The organism is Pseudomonas sp. B6001, from assembly GCF_013386015.1.
Lineage (GTDB): Bacteria > Pseudomonadota > Gammaproteobacteria > Pseudomonadales > Pseudomonadaceae > Aquipseudomonas.
On record NZ_JACAOX010000028.1, the window covers coordinates 1 to 16260 of the forward strand.

Below are 16260 nucleotides of genomic sequence, written 5' to 3' on the forward strand. Positions count from 1 at the left end.
CTGTAAGAGCGGAACCAATAGCCGCCGTTACCGCAGCAACGGATATGTACTCAAACCTCACGCCCCCCCAAGGCCGAGCTGTTGCCTGACCAACACTTCCCACACACATTGTCGTTTTCAGCAATCCCCCAACCCTCCAATCCCCCCTGTTTACAGGCCCAAAAACCCGGCATGCCTTGTGCAATGACCCAGTTCCCGGACTTTAGGCCTGACCCATCATGCAAGAACCCGCCCCTTACCCGCGACGATCCAGCCCGTTGCTCCTTATCGGCACCGCCACACTCTGCGGCCTGCTCCTGGGCTGTGGCCAAGGCAGCTCCACCGTCACACGCAGTGACCAGCCGGTAAAGGGCGGCACCCTCGTGTACGCCACCGACCGCGAACCCACCTGCCTCGACCCCCACGTGGCCGGCGACATGCCCCAGGTGTTCGTCGCCCAGCAGTACCTCGACTCCCTGGTCTCGATGGACGCCGACGGCCGCATCGGCCCCTGGCTCGCCAAGACCTGGGAAGTCTCCCCCGACGGCCTGACCTACACCTTCCACCTGCGCAACGACGTGCACTTCACCGACGGCACCCCGTTCAACGCCGCAGCGGTCAAGGCCAACCTCGACCACATGGCCAACCCCAAGACCCAATCCAGCACCGCAGGCGGCTACATCCGCCAATACCGCAGCACCGACGTGCTCGACGAATACACCGCAGTGGTGCACCTGGCTACGCCGTACGCGGCCTTTCTTGAAGTCCTCGCCCAAGGCTTCCTCGGCATTGAGTCCCCCACGGCATTGCTGCGCTCGCGCGATGTGAACTGCGAAAGCCCGGTCGGCAGCGGCCCGTTCAAGGTCGTGCGCTGGGACCGGCAAAGCCAGGTCGAGCTGGTGCGCAACCCCGACTACAACTGGGCGCCACCCACCGCCAAGCACCAGGGCCCGGCCTGGCTCGACCGGATCGTCTGGAAGTTCATCCAGGAACCTTCCGTGCGCTTCGCCTCGTTGCAGGCTGGCGAGGTCGACGTGATCGAGGCATTGCCCCCCGAATCCCACGAGGCCGCTCGACGCAACCCGGACCTGACCCTGGTGATCGCCCAACGCCCCGGCAACCCCACCAACGGCACGCTGAACATTACCCGTGCGCCGTTCGATGACGTGCGAGTGCGCGAAGCCTTTGTGCGCAGTTCCGACATCGAGGGCGCGTTGAAGAGCGTGTACTTCAACGAATTCCCCCGCGCCGGCGGGCCGCTGAGCCCAGCCACGCGCTTCTACAGCCCGGAGTTCCAGCACGCCCAGGATTACGACCCGGCCCGGGCTGCGCAGTTACTCGACCAATCCGGTTGGACCCAGCGCGACAGCGAGGGCTACCGCACCAAGGACGGCAAGCGCCTGCAAGTCCATGTGGTGATGGGCAACCGCACGCCACCGTCGGAATACACCTTGTGGGAACAGGTGCAGGCCACCACCCGGCAGGTCGGCTTCGAGCTGATCGTCGACCAGATGAGTGACGTACAGGCCACCAAACGCCAGGCCGACTGGGACTACGACATTCGCCTCGGCTACTGGAACACCAACACCGCCGACGTGCTGCGGATCATCTTCGGCAGTGAGTTCATCAGCCCGGCGGGTGTCGGTGGTTACCACCAGAACACCGCAGGCTTCAGTGACCCGGCGTTCGACACGCTGATCCGGCAAGCCCTCACCACCCAGGACAGCGAGCAGCGCCGGGCGCTGTATTACCAGGCGCAGAAAATCGCTTCCAGCCAGTACCTGCAATTGACCACCTACCCGCAAAGCACGCGGCTGGGTATCTACAAGACCACCCAGGGCGTGCGGCTGGAGCCGTCGCTGGCGGTGACTTATCTCTATGACGCATGGGTGAACAAATGAGCGACACATCACTTGCCAACCCACGGCGCGAGCGCCTGGCCCGGCTCGGCAAACGTGCGCTGTGGCGCCTTGCCGGCGGCGTGCTGGTGCTCTGGGCGGTGGCCACGCTGACGTTCTTTGCCTTGCGCCTGATGCCCGGCGATCCGGTGCAGGCGATCCTCGGCGGCCCGAGCGGCAACCCCACCCCCGAGACCATCGCCGAAGCCACCCGCGAGTACGGCCTCGACAAACCATTGGCGGTGCAATACGCGTTGTACCTCGGGCGACTGGTGCAGGGTGACCTGGGGGTTTCCTATTCCCAGCACCTGCCGGTGACCCGAGTGCTCGCCGAGCAATCCTGGCCGACCCTGGAGCTGACCCTGACCTCGCTCGCCCTGGCCTGGGTCCTGGTGCTGGCGCTGACGGTGCTGACCGCCGGGCGCCGCCGCTGGGTGGCCAGCCTGGCCTCGCTCGCGGAAACCCTGGCCGCCGCGCTGCCGCACTTCTGGCTGGGGATTCTGCTGCTGGCGGTGTTTGCGTTCGGCCTGCGGCTGTTCCCGCCGGCAGGCAGTGATGGCTGGCGCACCCTGGTGTTGCCGTCGTTCGCCCTGGCGATTCCGCTGGCCGGCTTTATCGCCCAGGTCACCCGCGAATCCCTGGATTTGACCCTCGACCAACCCTTCATCCTGACCGCCCGCACCCGTGGCCTGAGTGACTTCAGCGTGCGCTTCAAACACGCGTTGCGCCACGCCGTGTTGCCGGGCATCTCGCTGTCGGGCTGGGCCATCGGCGCGTTGATCAGCGGCGCCGTGGTGATCGAAGTGATTTTTTCCCGCAAGGGCCTCGGCCGCCAGTTGTACCAGGCAGTGCAGGCCCAGGACCTGCCGCTGACCATCGGTATCAGCCTGGTGGTCGCCGCCGGTTACGTGCTCGCCAATATCCTGGTCGACCTGCTGTACCTGTGGGTCGACCCTCGCCAACAGGAGCTTCCAGCATGAGTGGCCTGACTCTGGAAACACCGCTGCCCGCGCTGCGGATTCAGCGCACCACTCGCACGCTGCGCCTCGGCCCGCTGTTGGCGATTACCTTTCTGTTGCTGGTGATCGTCGCGGCGCTGGTGCCGCAGTTGTTCGCCTACAGCGACCCGCTGGCCATCGTGCCCCGCGATGCGTTTCATTCGCCGAGCCTGGGCCACTGGTTCGGCACCGATCAGTCGGGGCGGGATATTTTTTCGCGGGTGATCCATGGCACTCGCCAGTCGTTGTTCATCGGCCTGGCTGCAACGGCTATCGCCATGAGCATCGCCATCGTTCTCGGCCTGTTGGGCGGGCTGGGCGGTACGCGGGTGGACCGCGGCGTGGGTTGGTTGCTGGAAGTGTTGTTTGCGTTTCCGAGCCTGATCCTGGCGCTGTTGTTCGTGGCGATTTTCGGCAGCGGCATCGGCCCGCTGATCGTCGCTACCGGGCTGGGCAGTGCACCGGGTTATGCGCGGATGGTCCGTGGCCAGGTGCTGGCGGTGCGCAACGCGGGCTATATCGAAGCCGCCCGCGCCCTCGGGCATCCGCCGCTGCGGATCATCCTGCGCCAGTTGCTGCCGAACGCCATGCGCCCATTGATCGTGACCCTGACCATGGGCGTGGGCCAGGCGATTGTCTGGGCCTCGGCCCTGAGTTTTCTCGGCCTGGGCGCCCGTCCGCCGGCACCGGAGTGGGGGACCATGTTGTCCATGGGCCGCGACTTCATCGCCAACGCCTGGTGGCTGACGTTCTTCCCCGGGCTGTTCATCGTATTGACCACGCTGTCGACCACGGTCACTGGCCGTTACCTGCAACAACGCCTGGAGGGCCGTCTTTCATGAGCGACCAGAAACGCTTGATCGTTGAAGGGCTGTCCATCGAGTTTGCCGGGCAGTCGGTGGTGCGCAATCTGTCTTTCACCCTGGAGCCTGGCAAGACCCTGGCGCTGGTGGGCGAATCCGGCTCCGGTAAAAGCGTCACCGCCCGCAGCCTGATCGGCCTGGCGGGTGCGGGCGCGAAGGTTACGGCGCGCACCTTGAGCTATGACGGTGTGGATTTGCTCAGCCTGTCGGAACGCGGCTGGCGTCGTTTGCGTGGCAATGGCATCGGCTTCGTGTTGCAGGATGCACTGGTGTCCCTCGACCCGTTGCGGCCGGTGGGCAAGGAAATTCTCGAAGTGCTGGAGACCCATCGTTGGGGCGACCGTCGCAGCCGTGGCGAACGCGTCATCGAACTGCTGGATCTGGTGGGCGTACCCGAGCCGCAACTGCGTGCCCGCCAGCGCCCCGATCAACTCTCCGGCGGCCTGCGCCAGCGTGCGCTGATTGCCAGCGCACTCGCATTGAACCCCGGCCTGGTGATTGCCGATGAACCGACCACGGCGCTGGATGCCACGGTGCAGGCGCAGATCCTGCAGGTGTTGCAGCAGATCAAGGCCCGTGGCGATTCGCTGCTGATCATCAGCCATGACCTGGCAGTGGTCGCGCAATTGGCGGATGAGGTGCTGGTGCTGCGCCACGGCGAAGTGGTGGAGCAGGGGCCGATGGATCAGGTGCTGCTCAACCCGCGCCACGCCTACACCCGCTCGCTGCTGGATGCGGTGCCCGCCGAACATGCCCGGGGCACACGCCTGTCGCCGGAGCGCAGCAACGCGGTGGCGCAACCACGGCCCGGCGCGGATTCTCCGGTGCTGCTCAAGGCCTCCGGGCTGGGCAAACGGTATGCCGGCCCCGATCAACAGTCGCGCCAGGTGGTGGATAACGTCAGCTTCGAGCTGCGCGCCGGGCGCACCCTGGGCATCGTCGGTGAATCCGGCTCCGGCAAAACCACCGTGGCACGCATCGCCCTCGGCTTGCTGCAACCGGATGCCGGTGAGGTGCGTTTTCTCGACCAGCCATGGGCCGCGGCAGGTACCGAGCGGGTCGAGGAAAAGACCCGCCGTGTGCATCGCCGGGATATCAGCGTGATCTATCAGGACCCGCTGAGTTCGTTCGACCCGCGCTGGACGGTGGGGCAGATCCTCAGTGATGCGCTGGACGTTGCCGGTATCGACGCCGAGCAACAGGCGGCCCGCGTGACACAGTTGCTCGACCAGGTACGCCTGGCGCCGCAATTGGCCGAGCGCCGACCGTTGCAACTGTCGGGCGGGCAGCGCCAGCGCGTGGCGATTGCCCGGGCGATTGCCAGCAACCCCAAAGTGATTATCTGCGACGAGCCGGTGTCGGCGCTGGACGTGTCGGTGCAGGCCCAGGTCCTGGATCTGCTGGCCGACCTGCAAGCCTCGCTGGGCCTGGCCTACCTGTTTATCTCCCACGACCTGGGGGTGATTCGCCACGTCAGCGACGAAGTGTTGGTGATGCGCCACGGCCAGGTGGTGGAAAGCGCCAGCGTCGAGACGTTGTTTGAATCGCCCCAGCACGAATACACCCGGCGCCTGCTGGGCGCGGTGCCACGCCTGCCCGGCAGCGGCACGCAGTTGGTGGTGCCGGCCCTGGAGCCGGAAAACCCCGGCTGGCTGTTTGATGAATCGCGCCTGTGGAAAATCGCCATCTAGACCTGAATCAAGGAAGTGCCATGAGCAAGTTGTCTGCTGTACCCACGCCGCCGGTTGTAACGGTGGCCGAACTGAACGCCCGCGCCGACCGCATCCTGCCGCAGATTGCCGCCGGCGCTGCGCAACGTGAGCGTGACCGCCAACTGCCGTATGAGGCCGTGGCGCAGATCGCCCAGGCCGGGTTGTTTACCGTGCGGATTCCCAAGCGGTTTGGCGGCGCCGGTGGTTCGGTCAAGGACGTGATTGCCTTGCTGATTCGCATCGCCTCGGCCGACTCCAACGTGGCCCAGGCGCTGCGCCCCGGTTTCGGGTTTGTCGAAGGCCTGCTGGCGTCCCGCGCCGAGGGGGCGGAGGAGGAGCGCGAGCGTTGGTTCGGGCGCTACCTGCAAGGCGCCGTGATCGGCAATGCCGGCTGGGAAGTCGGCGGTGCCAACGGTTCGATCAGTGCGCGCATCGTGCGTGACGGCGAGCACTTTCGCGCTTGCGGCAGCAAGTACTACAGCACCGGTTCGTTGTATGCCGATTGGGTCAGCGCCGTCGCCCTGGACGAGAATGACCAGCCCGTGTCGTTCATCCTGCCGCGCGACCGCCAGGGCCTGGAGTTGCTGGATGATTTCGACGCCATGGGCCAGCGCCTGACCGCCAGTGGCACCACCCATCTGCATGATGTGCAGGTGTTGGCCAGCGAGATCCGCACCCGCACCGTCGAGGAAGGCAAGCGCACGATTGTCACGCCGTTCCTGCAAGTGTTCCTCGCGGCGGTGCAGGCCGGTATTGCGCGTAATGCGCTGAATGATGCGGTGACCTTTGCCAAGGAGCATGCGCGGCCGATCAAGCACAGCAGCGCCACGCGCTCGGTGGATGACCCGTACGTGGAACTGAGCGTGGGCGACGTCTCGGCCCGGGCCTTTACCGCCGAAGCGGTGGTGTTGCACGCGGCGGACTCCATTGACCGCGCCTGGGCTGCGGATCTTGATGCGGTGGCCGTCGACCAGGCGGCAGTGGACGTGGCCCAGGCGCAATACATCGCGGCCGAGTCGGCGCTCAAAGCCGCCGAACTGGTGTTCGACGTGGGTGGCGCTTCCACCACCGGCCGCGCGCATAACCTGGACCGGCACTGGCGCAACGCGCGCACCGTGGCCAACCACAATCCCCGGCACTGGAAAGCCGCAGCCGTGGGCGCCTGGCAACTCAAGGGCACGCCGCCTCCGACATCGGGGCTGTTTTGAACAAAGCCCTCGACCTTTCACACCCCTTGGGCGAGGTGGGCTCCGGGCACGCGCGCCGGGTGCCAATGATCATCGGCTGTGCGCTGTTCATGGAATTGATCGACGCCACGGCGGTGCTCACGGCGCTGCCGCAGATGGCCCAGGATTTCGGCGAGCCCAGCGTGCGCATGAACCTGGTGGTGTCACTGTACCTGCTGGCGGTGGCGCTGTTCGTGCCGGTCAGCGGCTGGGCGGCCGACCGGTTCGGGCCGCGTCGGGTGTTTATCAGCGCCATCGTGCTGTTCACCCTCGCGTCGGTGGCCTGTGCCTGCTCGGGCTCGCTGTTGCAACTGTCCCTGGCGCGTTTGGCCCAGGGCGCTGCGGGGGCAATGATGGTGCCGGTGGGGCAGGTGATCCTGCTGCGCTGGTCGGCGCGGGAAAACCTGCTGCGTGCCATGTCGTACCTGACGGTGGCGGCGCTGGTGGGGCCGCTGCTGGGCCCACCGTTGGGCGGGCTGTTGGTGACGGTGCTGTCGTGGCACTGGATCTTCCTGATCAACCTGCCGATCGGCGTGCTTGGGGTGATCCTGGTGCTGCGCTATATCCCGGACTATTCCGGGACACCCGGCCAGCCATTGGACGTTCCCGGCCTGTTGCTCAGCGGTGTGGCATTGGGCGGGCTGGTGTTCGGTTTCGAGGTGCTGGGCCACGGTCTGTTGCCGCGCCAGTGGGCGTTGCTGCTGATTGGCGGCGGGCTGTTGAGTGCCTGGCTGTATGTCCTGCATGCACGGCGGACGGCGCACCCGTTGATCGATTTTTCATTGTTGAAAATCCCGACCTTCGCGGTGAGCTTCTGGGGCGGCAACCTGATGCGCATCGGCAGCGCGTCACAGCCGTTTTTGCTGGTGTTGCTGTTCCAGCTGTGTTTCGGGCTTAACCCGTTGCAGGCGGGGCTGCTGAGCGTTGCCGGTGGCGTGGGGGCGTTGCTGATGAAAATGCTGGCAGTGCGGATTGTCAGCCGCTTCGGTTTCCGGCGCACCTTGATCGGCAATGCGGTGCTCACCGGTGCAACCATCCTGGCGTGCAGCCTGTTCGAGGTATCAACGCCTTACTGGATTGTAATACTGATGTTATTTGGCAGCGGGATCATTCGTTCGCTGCAATTCAGCACCCTGGGGGCGTTGACCTATGCCGACGTGCCACCGGAGCAATCCAGCCGCGCCAGCAGCCTGTCGGCGATGACCATTCAGTTGACGTTGAGTTTATCGGTGGGCATCGCGGCGGGGCTGCTCGGTTTGATCATGGCCGTGCGCGGGCATGCCACGGTCGAGCAGAGTGATATCGCCTGGATCATGGCGGGTGCCGGATTGCTGTGTGCCTTGTCGGGGCTGGTTTATCGCAGGCTGTCGCCCCAGGCGGGCTCGGCGATTTATGCAAAACGCGCAGAGGGAATTGGATGATTCGTGCAGCACGTATCGAGGACGCAGGTGACATTGCCTGGGTGCATATTCGCAGTTGGCAGCAGGCTTATCGTGAACTGATGCCGGCGGATTACCTGGCTTCGCTGGAGGCGACGCAGCCTCGGCGTGAAGCCTTTTGGCGGCAGTCGATTGAGCAGGGGAGCGAAGCTGTGTTTGTCGCGCAGGTCGAGGGGCGTGTGGTGGGCTGGATTGTTGTCAGCTCGAGTCGTGATGAGGATGCTGATCCAGGCGTAACCGGTGAAGTGCAGGCGGTGTATGTGCTGGCCGAGCATTGGGGAACGGGGGTGGGCAGGGCGCTGTGGCTCAGGGGGCTGGAGCATCTCGCGAGCCTGGGCCTGGAGACGGCGACGTTGTGGGTGCTGGCTGAAAACCGGCGGGCAGTGCGCTTTTACCAAAATGCAGGATGGATAGCGCAGCCCGAATCAAGCCGCACCCTTGCTCGGGGCGGTCGTGAGTTGGAGGAACTTCGCTACCAATCCCAAAAGTGACGCTGAACCTGTGGCGAGGGAGCTTGCTCCCGCTGGGCTGCGCAGCGGCCCCAAAATCCTGGGAGCGCTTCGCACTCCAGCGGGAGCAAGCTCCCTCGCCACAGGGGAATGCCGCTCTGGACGCTCTGCGTCCGCTCTTAAAATCGTGACGCAGAGCGTCACCGGATGCATTCCCACGCAGAGCGTGGGAACGATCACACTCACCATTTTTGCCTGAAAGCTGCGCGGCCACAGGCGTCATTCAGGAATGTCATTGGCCATGAGTTCGTCTTTTTCATTGTTTCGCACCTGGAATGTCCAGCACTTGCCATCGACGCCGGCGGCGTTTGTGCGGCATTTCATCGGGCATTTCAAAGGGTGGTACCTGGCGATCCTGCTGTTGCAGATTGCTGCCGTGGTGTGTTCGATCCTGATTCCCTGGGGCCTTGGGCAAATCACCCGCACCGTCAGCAATGGGCTGGAGGCGGAGCGTGCGTTCGAGGTGCTGCGCTGGCCGTTGACGCTGTTCGCCATACTGCTTGTGTGCGAGGTGTTATTTACCCGCGCGGCGGCGGGCTGCCATATCCACGTGTTGCCGTTGCAGCGGCGTACGGTGACCCATGTGGTGTTCGCCTACCTGCAACAGCATTCCCATCGCTTTATCAGCAACGAATTCGCCGGCGCCCTGGCGCACCGGGTGTCTGAGGTGACCCTTGGGGTGAACCAGACCCTGAGCATCCTGCTGTTCGACCTGATCCCGCTGCTGGTGACGCTGAGCCTGGCCACGGCCTTGCTATGGACCGCTTCGCCGCTGCTGGCGCTGTTCATGGCCGGCTGGTCGGTGGTGTTCATCGCCATCTGTTACCTGCTCGCACGGCGCAGTCATCCGCTGGCCCAGCAGTATTCGGCAGCGCGCAGCACCAGTACCGGCAAAGTGGTGGACGCCGTGTCCAACCTGGCCAATATCCGCCTGTTTGCGCGGCATGCCTTCGAGCACAGTTACCTGGGCACCTTCCTCGACAAGGAGGTGACGGCGGCTTATCGCTCCCTCGGCTATATGGAGCGCATCCGCTGGTTCCAGACCAGCTGTGGCGTGGTGCTCAAGCTGGGCCTGTTGCTGCTCGCCCTGTACTTGTGGCGCAGTCACCGCATCGATATTGCGGCGTTTGTGATGTCCACCAGCTTGTCGCTGTTGATCATCAGTGACGTGGGCAACCTGTCGCGACGCTTTCTCGAATTTTTCGAAGCCACCGGCAACATTGCCAACGGCGTGCGCACCTTGATCCGCCCCCATGAAGTCATCGACCAACCCGGCGCCAAGGCGCTGATGGTCAAGCGCGGCGATATCGAGTTTCGCGACGTGGGCTTCAGCTACAGCGCCGGACGGCCGATTTTCGAACACCTGAATATCGTCATCCCCGCTGGCCAGAAAGTTGGTCTGGTAGGCGCTTCCGGTTCCGGTAAATCGACACTGTTGAGCTTGCTGCTGCGCCTCTACGACGTGCAGCAAGGCCAGGTGCTGGTGGACGGCAAGGACGTGCGCGAGGTGACCCAGCATTCGCTGCACCAGCAGATCGGCCTGATTCCCCAGGAGCCCGGCCTGTTCCACCGCAGCATTCGCGAAAACATCCATTACGGCCGCCTGGATGCCTCGATGGACGAGGTCGCCCAGGCGATCCACCGCGCCGGCGCCAGTGAATTTATCGACAGCATGGAACACGGCTACGAATCGCTGGTGGGCGAGCGTGGGGTCAAATTGTCCGGCGGCCAGCGCCAGCGCATTGCGATTGCCCGGGTGTTGCTGAAAAACGCGCCGATCCTGGTGATGGACGAAGCCACTTCCAGCCTGGACTCGATCACCGAGCGCTTTATCCAGGACAAGCTCGACGAAATCATGGAAGACAAGACCGTGCTGGTGGTCGCGCATCGGCTGTCCACCGTGGCCCACCTGGACCGGATCCTGGTGTTCGACAATGGCCGGGTGATCGAGGACGGCAGCCACGAACAGTTGCTGCGCCAGGGCGGGCAATATGCGCGGTTGTGGAGTCGCCAGTTCAGCGATGCGCTGGATGACGTCGCGGTGTGATCAAGCGGCGTACCGGGTACGCCGCGCAGTCAGGTCAGATCGAGAGGTGCAGCACCCGGTCATCCTTGGCACCGGCCAGCGGGCGGCGCTTGTTGACCTTCAGCTCTCCGAGGTTGATCAGCAAGGTGCGGGTCACGTTGCGGCTCAGCCCCAGCAACTCGGCGGTGTGCACCTGGTTGTGTTGGCACAGCCGGTAGGCGGCGGTGAGCAGGCTGCGTTCCACCTGTTCGTGGAGGTTTTCTATCTGCTCCTCGAACAGCCGCTGGAAGGCCTGGTCGAGCAGGTCATGGGCGGTGGTGCTGTCTTCCTGGCGTTCGATACGCAGGTTGGACATGCGCAGGTCATCGGCCTGGATCACACCGTCGCGGCAGATCAGCAGGGTGTGGTGGATGACGTTTTCCAGCTCGCGGATATTCCCCGGCCAACTGTAGGTGGCCAGGCGTTGCTCGGCTTCCTTGCTCAAGATGATCTCGCCATAGCCGAGGCGGCGAGTGTAGGTGTCGATGAAGTACTGCACCAGCGGCAGGATATCGCCGGGGCGATCCCGCAGCGGGCTGAGTTCCAGGTTGACCACGTTCAGGCGGTAGAACAGGTCCTCGCGGAAATGCCCGGCGTTGATGGCTTTTTCCAGCTGCACGTTGGTCGCCGCCAGCACCCGCACATTGATCGGAATGCTTTTGCGCGAACCCAGGCGCACTACTTCACGCTCCTGCAATACCCGCAGCAGCTTGACCTGGATCGACATGGGCAGGTCGCCGATTTCATCGAGGAACAGCGTGCCGCCGTTGGCTTCTTCAAACCAGCCGGCCTTGGCACCGAGGGCACCGGTGAACGCGCCTTTCTCGTGGCCGAACAGCTCGGCTTCCACCAGTGATTCGGAGAACGCACCGCAATTCACCGCCACGAATGGCTGCTCCTTGCGGCCACTGAGGTTGTGGATATGCCGTGCGACCAACTCTTTGCCGGTGCCGGTTTCACCGATGATCAGCACGCTGGCTTCGCTCGGCGCGACTTGTTGCACATGCTTGAGCAAGGCCTTGGACCTGGGGTCTTCAAACACCTGCGCGGTGGCGCGGATGGAGGTGGCAAGGGCGGGCGAGGGCGGTAGGGTCAGCAGTTGCATGGTTATCCCTTTGAATAAAAGATCAGGAATAAAACGTCGGGATGGGCGCGGTACCGTTCAGTGCCCACTCGCCCAGTTCATGAAGTTTGTAGTCCAGCGGGTCATGCAGGCTCTGGGTGCGCAAGTTGCGCCAGTGCCTGTCGAGGGCCACCGAGGCGTTGGTCGCCCGTGCGCCGGTGACCTCGAAGACCTTGCTACACAACTCCAGGCCATTGCGGCTGGCGGCGACTTTGGCGGTGGCGATGGCAATCGCCGTTTCGCCGCGTTCCTCGCTGGTCAGGGCTGAGCCCTTGGCCCATGCCGCGTCCAGCACCTGGCCTGCGCGCTCCACCAGCAGGCGGGTGCTTTGCAGCGCCACCCAGAAATCGCCGTAATGGCTGAGGATGTAAGGGTCCTGGGTGCTGTGGCTGGCGCTGGAGCGGAACCACGGGCGGGCTTCTTCCAGGGTGTATTGGCGTGCCTCTTCGAACGCGCCTTCGGCGATGCCGAGGAAGATATTCGCGAAGTGCAGTTGCGCAATCAACGGCCGCAGGCAGGCGAACGGAGTACTCAGGGGGCCCGGGTCCAGCAACAGGTCGGACTCTTCCACGCGCACGCGCTTGAAGGTCACGCTGCCGCTGTCGGTCTGGCGCTGGCCCATGTTGTTCCAGTCGTTGTGCAGGATGATCCCGCTGCGGGCGCTGGGAATCGCCGCGATCAGCAACTTGCCGCCGGCGCTTTCATCGATGGCCGAGGCGATCAGCATTTCCGAGTCGTTGGCCCCGGAGCAGAAGTTCTTCTGTCCCGAGAATTCCCGCCAGCCCGTGTGGCGCTTGACCACCGTGCGGGTGTCCAGGGGGTTCAGGGTGTTGCCCCAGAACCAGTTGTTGCTGGCCGTCAGGCTGAACCAGGTTTGCCATTGTGCGGGCGTGGCGAATAACCGGACGGTGGCGAGCATCAGGTGATGAAAGCCGAATACGTGGGCGATGGAGCTGTCGACCCGGGCGAATTCGCGCACCACCTCGAAGGTTTCCGACCAGTTGGCGTCAAGCCCGCCGAATTGCCCGGGGATGCTCAGGGACAACAGGCCGCTGCTGCGCAGTTTGTCGCGTTCGGCCTTGGGCGTACCGCCGCTGGCGTCGCGGTCGACGGCGGTGCGCGCGAACTCGGTCGCCAGGTCACGGGCAATCTCCAGTGGCGTCCTGCGGGTGCAGAGTAAGTTGACCGTCACGCGTGAATACCTCGTTGCTTAAGTCGAGAATGCTCGAGCTGATTTGTTTCAACAGGCAATGGATAGAGCAAGACCCATACCAAGTAACAATAAGCCGATAACTTGCGACTTCTTACGGGGATGCAGGCGCGGACAGTGTCGAATACGCAACTTTTGTTGGAGGGCTGTTGGGATTTGCACAGTTGCGTCCTGTGCCCGCAGGGCGGGGCTTTCGTTATGCTTTTATTGCTTAAATATATAAGTGTTTGTGGATGATTTTTGTATTGTCCGGAATCGAACATTTCACCAGCAAAGTGTTGCACTTGTGGCGATTAATAAGGGTGGCCGGCCAGTGTTTATTGAGGCTTGGACGTGGCATGAACCCTGCAAAGTTGGAAGCAGAGCGCGACTATACGAATAGATGCTCCAACTAATTCGAGACCCCAGGAGTATTTAATTCATGCGGCAACTGTTTGAACCTCGCGCTCGTCGTTTTGAGTCACTGGCCACCGCGTCCAGCCTTGGCGTGCTGTTGATGTTGATACACGGCGCGGCCTTTGCCGCCCAGGCGGACCCGACCCTGGCCACGGTAGTGGTCACCGGTGCCGAAGCCACCGAAGCGCAAAAGGCCGAGAAGCAACTGTCCAAGGTGCCCGGCAAAACCGCAGTGATCGACAACCGCAAGATCGAACAGGGCCGCGCGGCGAACGCCGAGGACGTGCTGGCGTTGCAGCCGGGCGTATTCGCCCAGGCCACCAGCGGCTCGGGCGCGAACAAGATTTCGATCCGCGGTTCGGGCCTCAACACCTTCTATCAAGGCTATGTGCTGGGGATCAAATTCCTCTATGACGGCCTGCCGTTGACCGGCCCGGGCGGCACCCAGGAAGACATGCTGGACATGGCTTCCGTGGACCACACCGAGGTGCTCTACGGCGCCAACGCCTTCCGTTATTCGGCCTTGTCCCTGGGCGGCGCGATCAACTTCGTGAGCAAGACCGGCCGCACCGATCCGGGCAACTACGCGCGTTTCGAAGCCGGCAGCTTCGGCTATCGCAAGGAGCAGCTGAGCACCGGCGGCGTGGACGGCGACAATGACTATTACGTCAGCATCCAGCACAACGAGCGTGACGGTTACCAGGACAACACACCGAACAAGGGGCAGGGGATCGTTGCCAACTTCGGCCACGTGTTCAGCCCGCAACTGGAGACGCGCTTCTACATTCGCTACAAGGAAGAAACCCTCAGCCAGGGCAACACCCTGACCAAATACCAGCTCAAGCATGACCCCACGAGCAACCTCGTGCCCATCGGGCGCAAGAAGGACGGCTCGACGTTGCTGGGCAGCACCACCTCCTACACCTTCGACGACAATGCCAAGCTCGAAGTCGGCCTGGGCTACAACGATTACCCGCTGGACAACGGCTGGCGCTATTCGCCAACGCCACAGGAATGGCGCTCCCAGGACGTCAACATGACCTTGCGCTACCTGCGCACCGCCGACACCTTCTTCGGCCTGCGCAGCGACAGCAGCGTGACCTTCAGCAATACGCTGGCGTACCTGGCCGATGTGAAATCCCACAGCAAGGCCACCGGCATCACCCAGCAGAAGACCAACTACACCGGCTCGCGGGACACGGTGTTTTCCCTCGGCAACGAACTGCAACTGAATGACCGCACGTGGCTGTCCACCGGGTTGTCATTGATTGATATCAAGCGCAAGGCGCAGATCGAATACAGCACCGCCACCAACACCAGCGCTTTCCCCAGTGGCGTTGAATACGACGAGACCGACGTCGCCCCGCGCATTGGCCTGCGTTATCAGTTGACTCCGGAATTCGAAGTGTTCGGCAACGTCAGCCGCTCGGTGGATCCACCGGTCACCTGGCAGCTGGGCAGCACCGGCACGCCGTACATCCGTGATGTGCGGCCGCAAAAAGCCAACACCGTGGAGTTTGGTATCCGCGGCGGCCACGGTATTTTTGACGGCAGCCTGACGGTCTACCGCTCGTGGGTGCAGAAAGAACTGCTGTCGGTGGTGGTACGCCAGGCGACGGCCACCCAGGACCAACTGGTGGCCACCTCCAACGGCAGCGCGACCATTCACCAGGGCATCGAAGCCGGCTTGAATGCGCAACTGTGGGACGGCGGCAATGGCGACACCGTGACCCTGCGCCAGGCCTATACCTTCAACGACTTCCACTACCGCAACGATGCGGTGTTCGGCGACAACCAGCTGCCGGGCCTGCCGCGCCAGGTCTACCAGGCCGAGCTGGAATATCGCCAAGGCAGCGGTTTCTACGCGCAGCTCAACGCCCGGGCGGCGTCCAGCTATTACGTCGACTTTGCCAACTCCCTGAGTGCGCCGTCGTATACGTTGTGGGGGGCCAAGGTGGGCTACGAGGCCCCTAGCAAAAAGTGGGAAGTGTTCGTCGATGCACGCAATCTGACCAACAAGCGCTATGCCACGGCCACCAACACCGCGTACGACGCCAAGGGCCAGGACTCGGCCAACTTCTATGTGGGGGATGCGTTCAACGTGACCACGGGGGTGGCGTTTCACTTCTGACCGCAGGCCGGCGCTCTAACAAACAAAGGAAATCCTTGTGGGAGCTGTCGAGCTTTAGCGAGGCTGCGATGGCGTCAGCACAGTCAACATGGATGTTGCCTGGCCCACCGCTATCGCAGCCTCGCTAAAGCTCGACAGCTCCCACATTTGATTTTTGTTGCGTCCAGAAACCTAGTTCTGCGGCCGCTGTTTGGTCGAGTCCAGCTCGGCCTTTTTGCCGGTGCTGATCTCGGTGATCTGCGCCGACTTGGCGATCGCGAAATCAAAGGTGTCCTGCATCTTGGCGATGGCATCGGTCGCCGTGCCATTGAGCCCACCGTTGGCTGCCCAGTCGAAGTTCCACACCCCGGAAAAGTTATCGGCACCGGCCACATCATGGGTTTCGATCGCGGTGAACACGTCGGGATGGCGCTCCATGTACTGGGCCGCAGCGCTCACATCGGCCGGCACCTTGCCCGAGGCATTGCTGGCCAGTTGCGAAAGCTCTTGCTTGGTGATGGCCGACTTGCCCGTTTGGCGCATGTAATCGGCGATGACCTTGCTCGACTTGGAAATATTCAACTTGTCGTCGAATACCGACGTCGAGGCTTTTTGAGTGGTCGGTCCGCCACCGGCGGGTGTTACGGTAGTAGACATCGGCGCTGCTCCCTCAATGAATTGGATGACATCGAAGCCGACGTTAGCATGGGCAATTGGCCATTTATCACCGGC

The 16260-nt window shown here is 63.3% G+C and carries 12 protein-coding genes; 9 read left to right on the top strand and 3 right to left on the bottom strand.

The window, feature by feature from the left end:
* The first annotated feature begins 218 nt into the window (after positions 1–218).
* From HX821_RS26220 to HX821_RS26255, 8 genes are all read left to right on the top strand, one after another.
* A complete protein-coding gene (locus HX821_RS26220) occupies positions 219–1880 on the top strand; it encodes an ABC transporter substrate-binding protein (protein WP_023659005.1) in 1662 nt (553 codons plus the stop codon).
* Positions 1877–2857 (top strand): ABC transporter permease, encoded by a 981-nt coding sequence (locus HX821_RS26225; protein WP_087694971.1) that lies wholly within the window; start codon positions 1877–1879, stop codon positions 2855–2857. The genes HX821_RS26220 and HX821_RS26225 overlap by 4 nt, the downstream gene beginning before the upstream one ends.
* A complete protein-coding gene (locus HX821_RS26230) occupies positions 2854–3717 on the top strand; it encodes an ABC transporter permease (RefSeq protein ID WP_177036808.1) in 864 nt (287 codons plus the stop codon). Before HX821_RS26225 ends, HX821_RS26230 begins: the two co-directional genes overlap by 4 nt.
* On the top strand, positions 3714–5429 hold the full coding sequence (locus HX821_RS26235) for an ABC transporter ATP-binding protein (RefSeq protein ID WP_177036810.1): 1716 nt from the start codon (positions 3714–3716) through the stop codon (positions 5427–5429). The genes HX821_RS26230 and HX821_RS26235 overlap by 4 nt, the downstream gene beginning before the upstream one ends.
* Positions 5430–5449: 20 nt before the next feature.
* A complete protein-coding gene (locus HX821_RS26240) occupies positions 5450–6658 on the top strand; it encodes an acyl-CoA dehydrogenase family protein (protein ID WP_008431174.1) in 1209 nt (402 codons plus the stop codon).
* Positions 6655–8097 (top strand): MFS transporter, encoded by a 1443-nt coding sequence (locus HX821_RS26245; RefSeq protein ID WP_177036812.1) that lies wholly within the window; start codon positions 6655–6657, stop codon positions 8095–8097. The genes HX821_RS26240 and HX821_RS26245 overlap by 4 nt, the downstream gene beginning before the upstream one ends.
* Complete coding sequence (locus tag HX821_RS26250; protein ID WP_134326161.1) at positions 8094–8606, top strand: GNAT family N-acetyltransferase; 513 nt, start codon at positions 8094–8096, stop codon at positions 8604–8606. The genes HX821_RS26245 and HX821_RS26250 overlap by 4 nt, the downstream gene beginning before the upstream one ends.
* Positions 8607–8865: 259 nt before the next feature.
* Positions 8866–10671: an ABC transporter ATP-binding protein gene (locus HX821_RS26255; RefSeq protein ID WP_177036813.1), complete on the top strand. Its 1806-nt coding sequence runs from the start codon at positions 8866–8868 to the stop codon at positions 10669–10671.
* A gap of 34 nt (positions 10672–10705) precedes the next feature.
* On the opposite strand, the gene HX821_RS26260 is transcribed toward HX821_RS26255, so the two are convergent.
* Together HX821_RS26260 and HX821_RS26265 are read right to left on the bottom strand one after the other, a co-directional pair.
* A complete protein-coding gene (locus HX821_RS26260; protein ID WP_003219869.1) occupies positions 10706–11794 on the bottom strand; it encodes a sigma-54-dependent Fis family transcriptional regulator in 1089 nt (362 codons plus the stop codon).
* A 22-nt stretch (positions 11795–11816) separates the two neighbouring features.
* Positions 11817–13004 (bottom strand): acyl-CoA dehydrogenase family protein, encoded by a 1188-nt coding sequence (locus HX821_RS26265; protein WP_003219870.1) that lies wholly within the window; start codon positions 13002–13004, stop codon positions 11817–11819.
* Positions 13005–13443: 439 nt separating this feature from the next.
* On the opposite strand from HX821_RS26265, the gene HX821_RS26270 reads away from it, so the two are divergent.
* On the top strand, positions 13444–15549 hold the full coding sequence (locus HX821_RS26270) for a TonB-dependent receptor domain-containing protein (protein ID WP_177036815.1): 2106 nt from the start codon (positions 13444–13446) through the stop codon (positions 15547–15549).
* A 171-nt stretch (positions 15550–15720) separates the two neighbouring features.
* Here the strand turns inward: HX821_RS26270 and HX821_RS26275 are convergent, their stop codons facing one another.
* Complete coding sequence (locus tag HX821_RS26275; protein WP_003219875.1) at positions 15721–16185, bottom strand: hypothetical protein; 465 nt, start codon at positions 16183–16185, stop codon at positions 15721–15723.
* Positions 16186–16260: the final 75 nt, after the last annotated feature.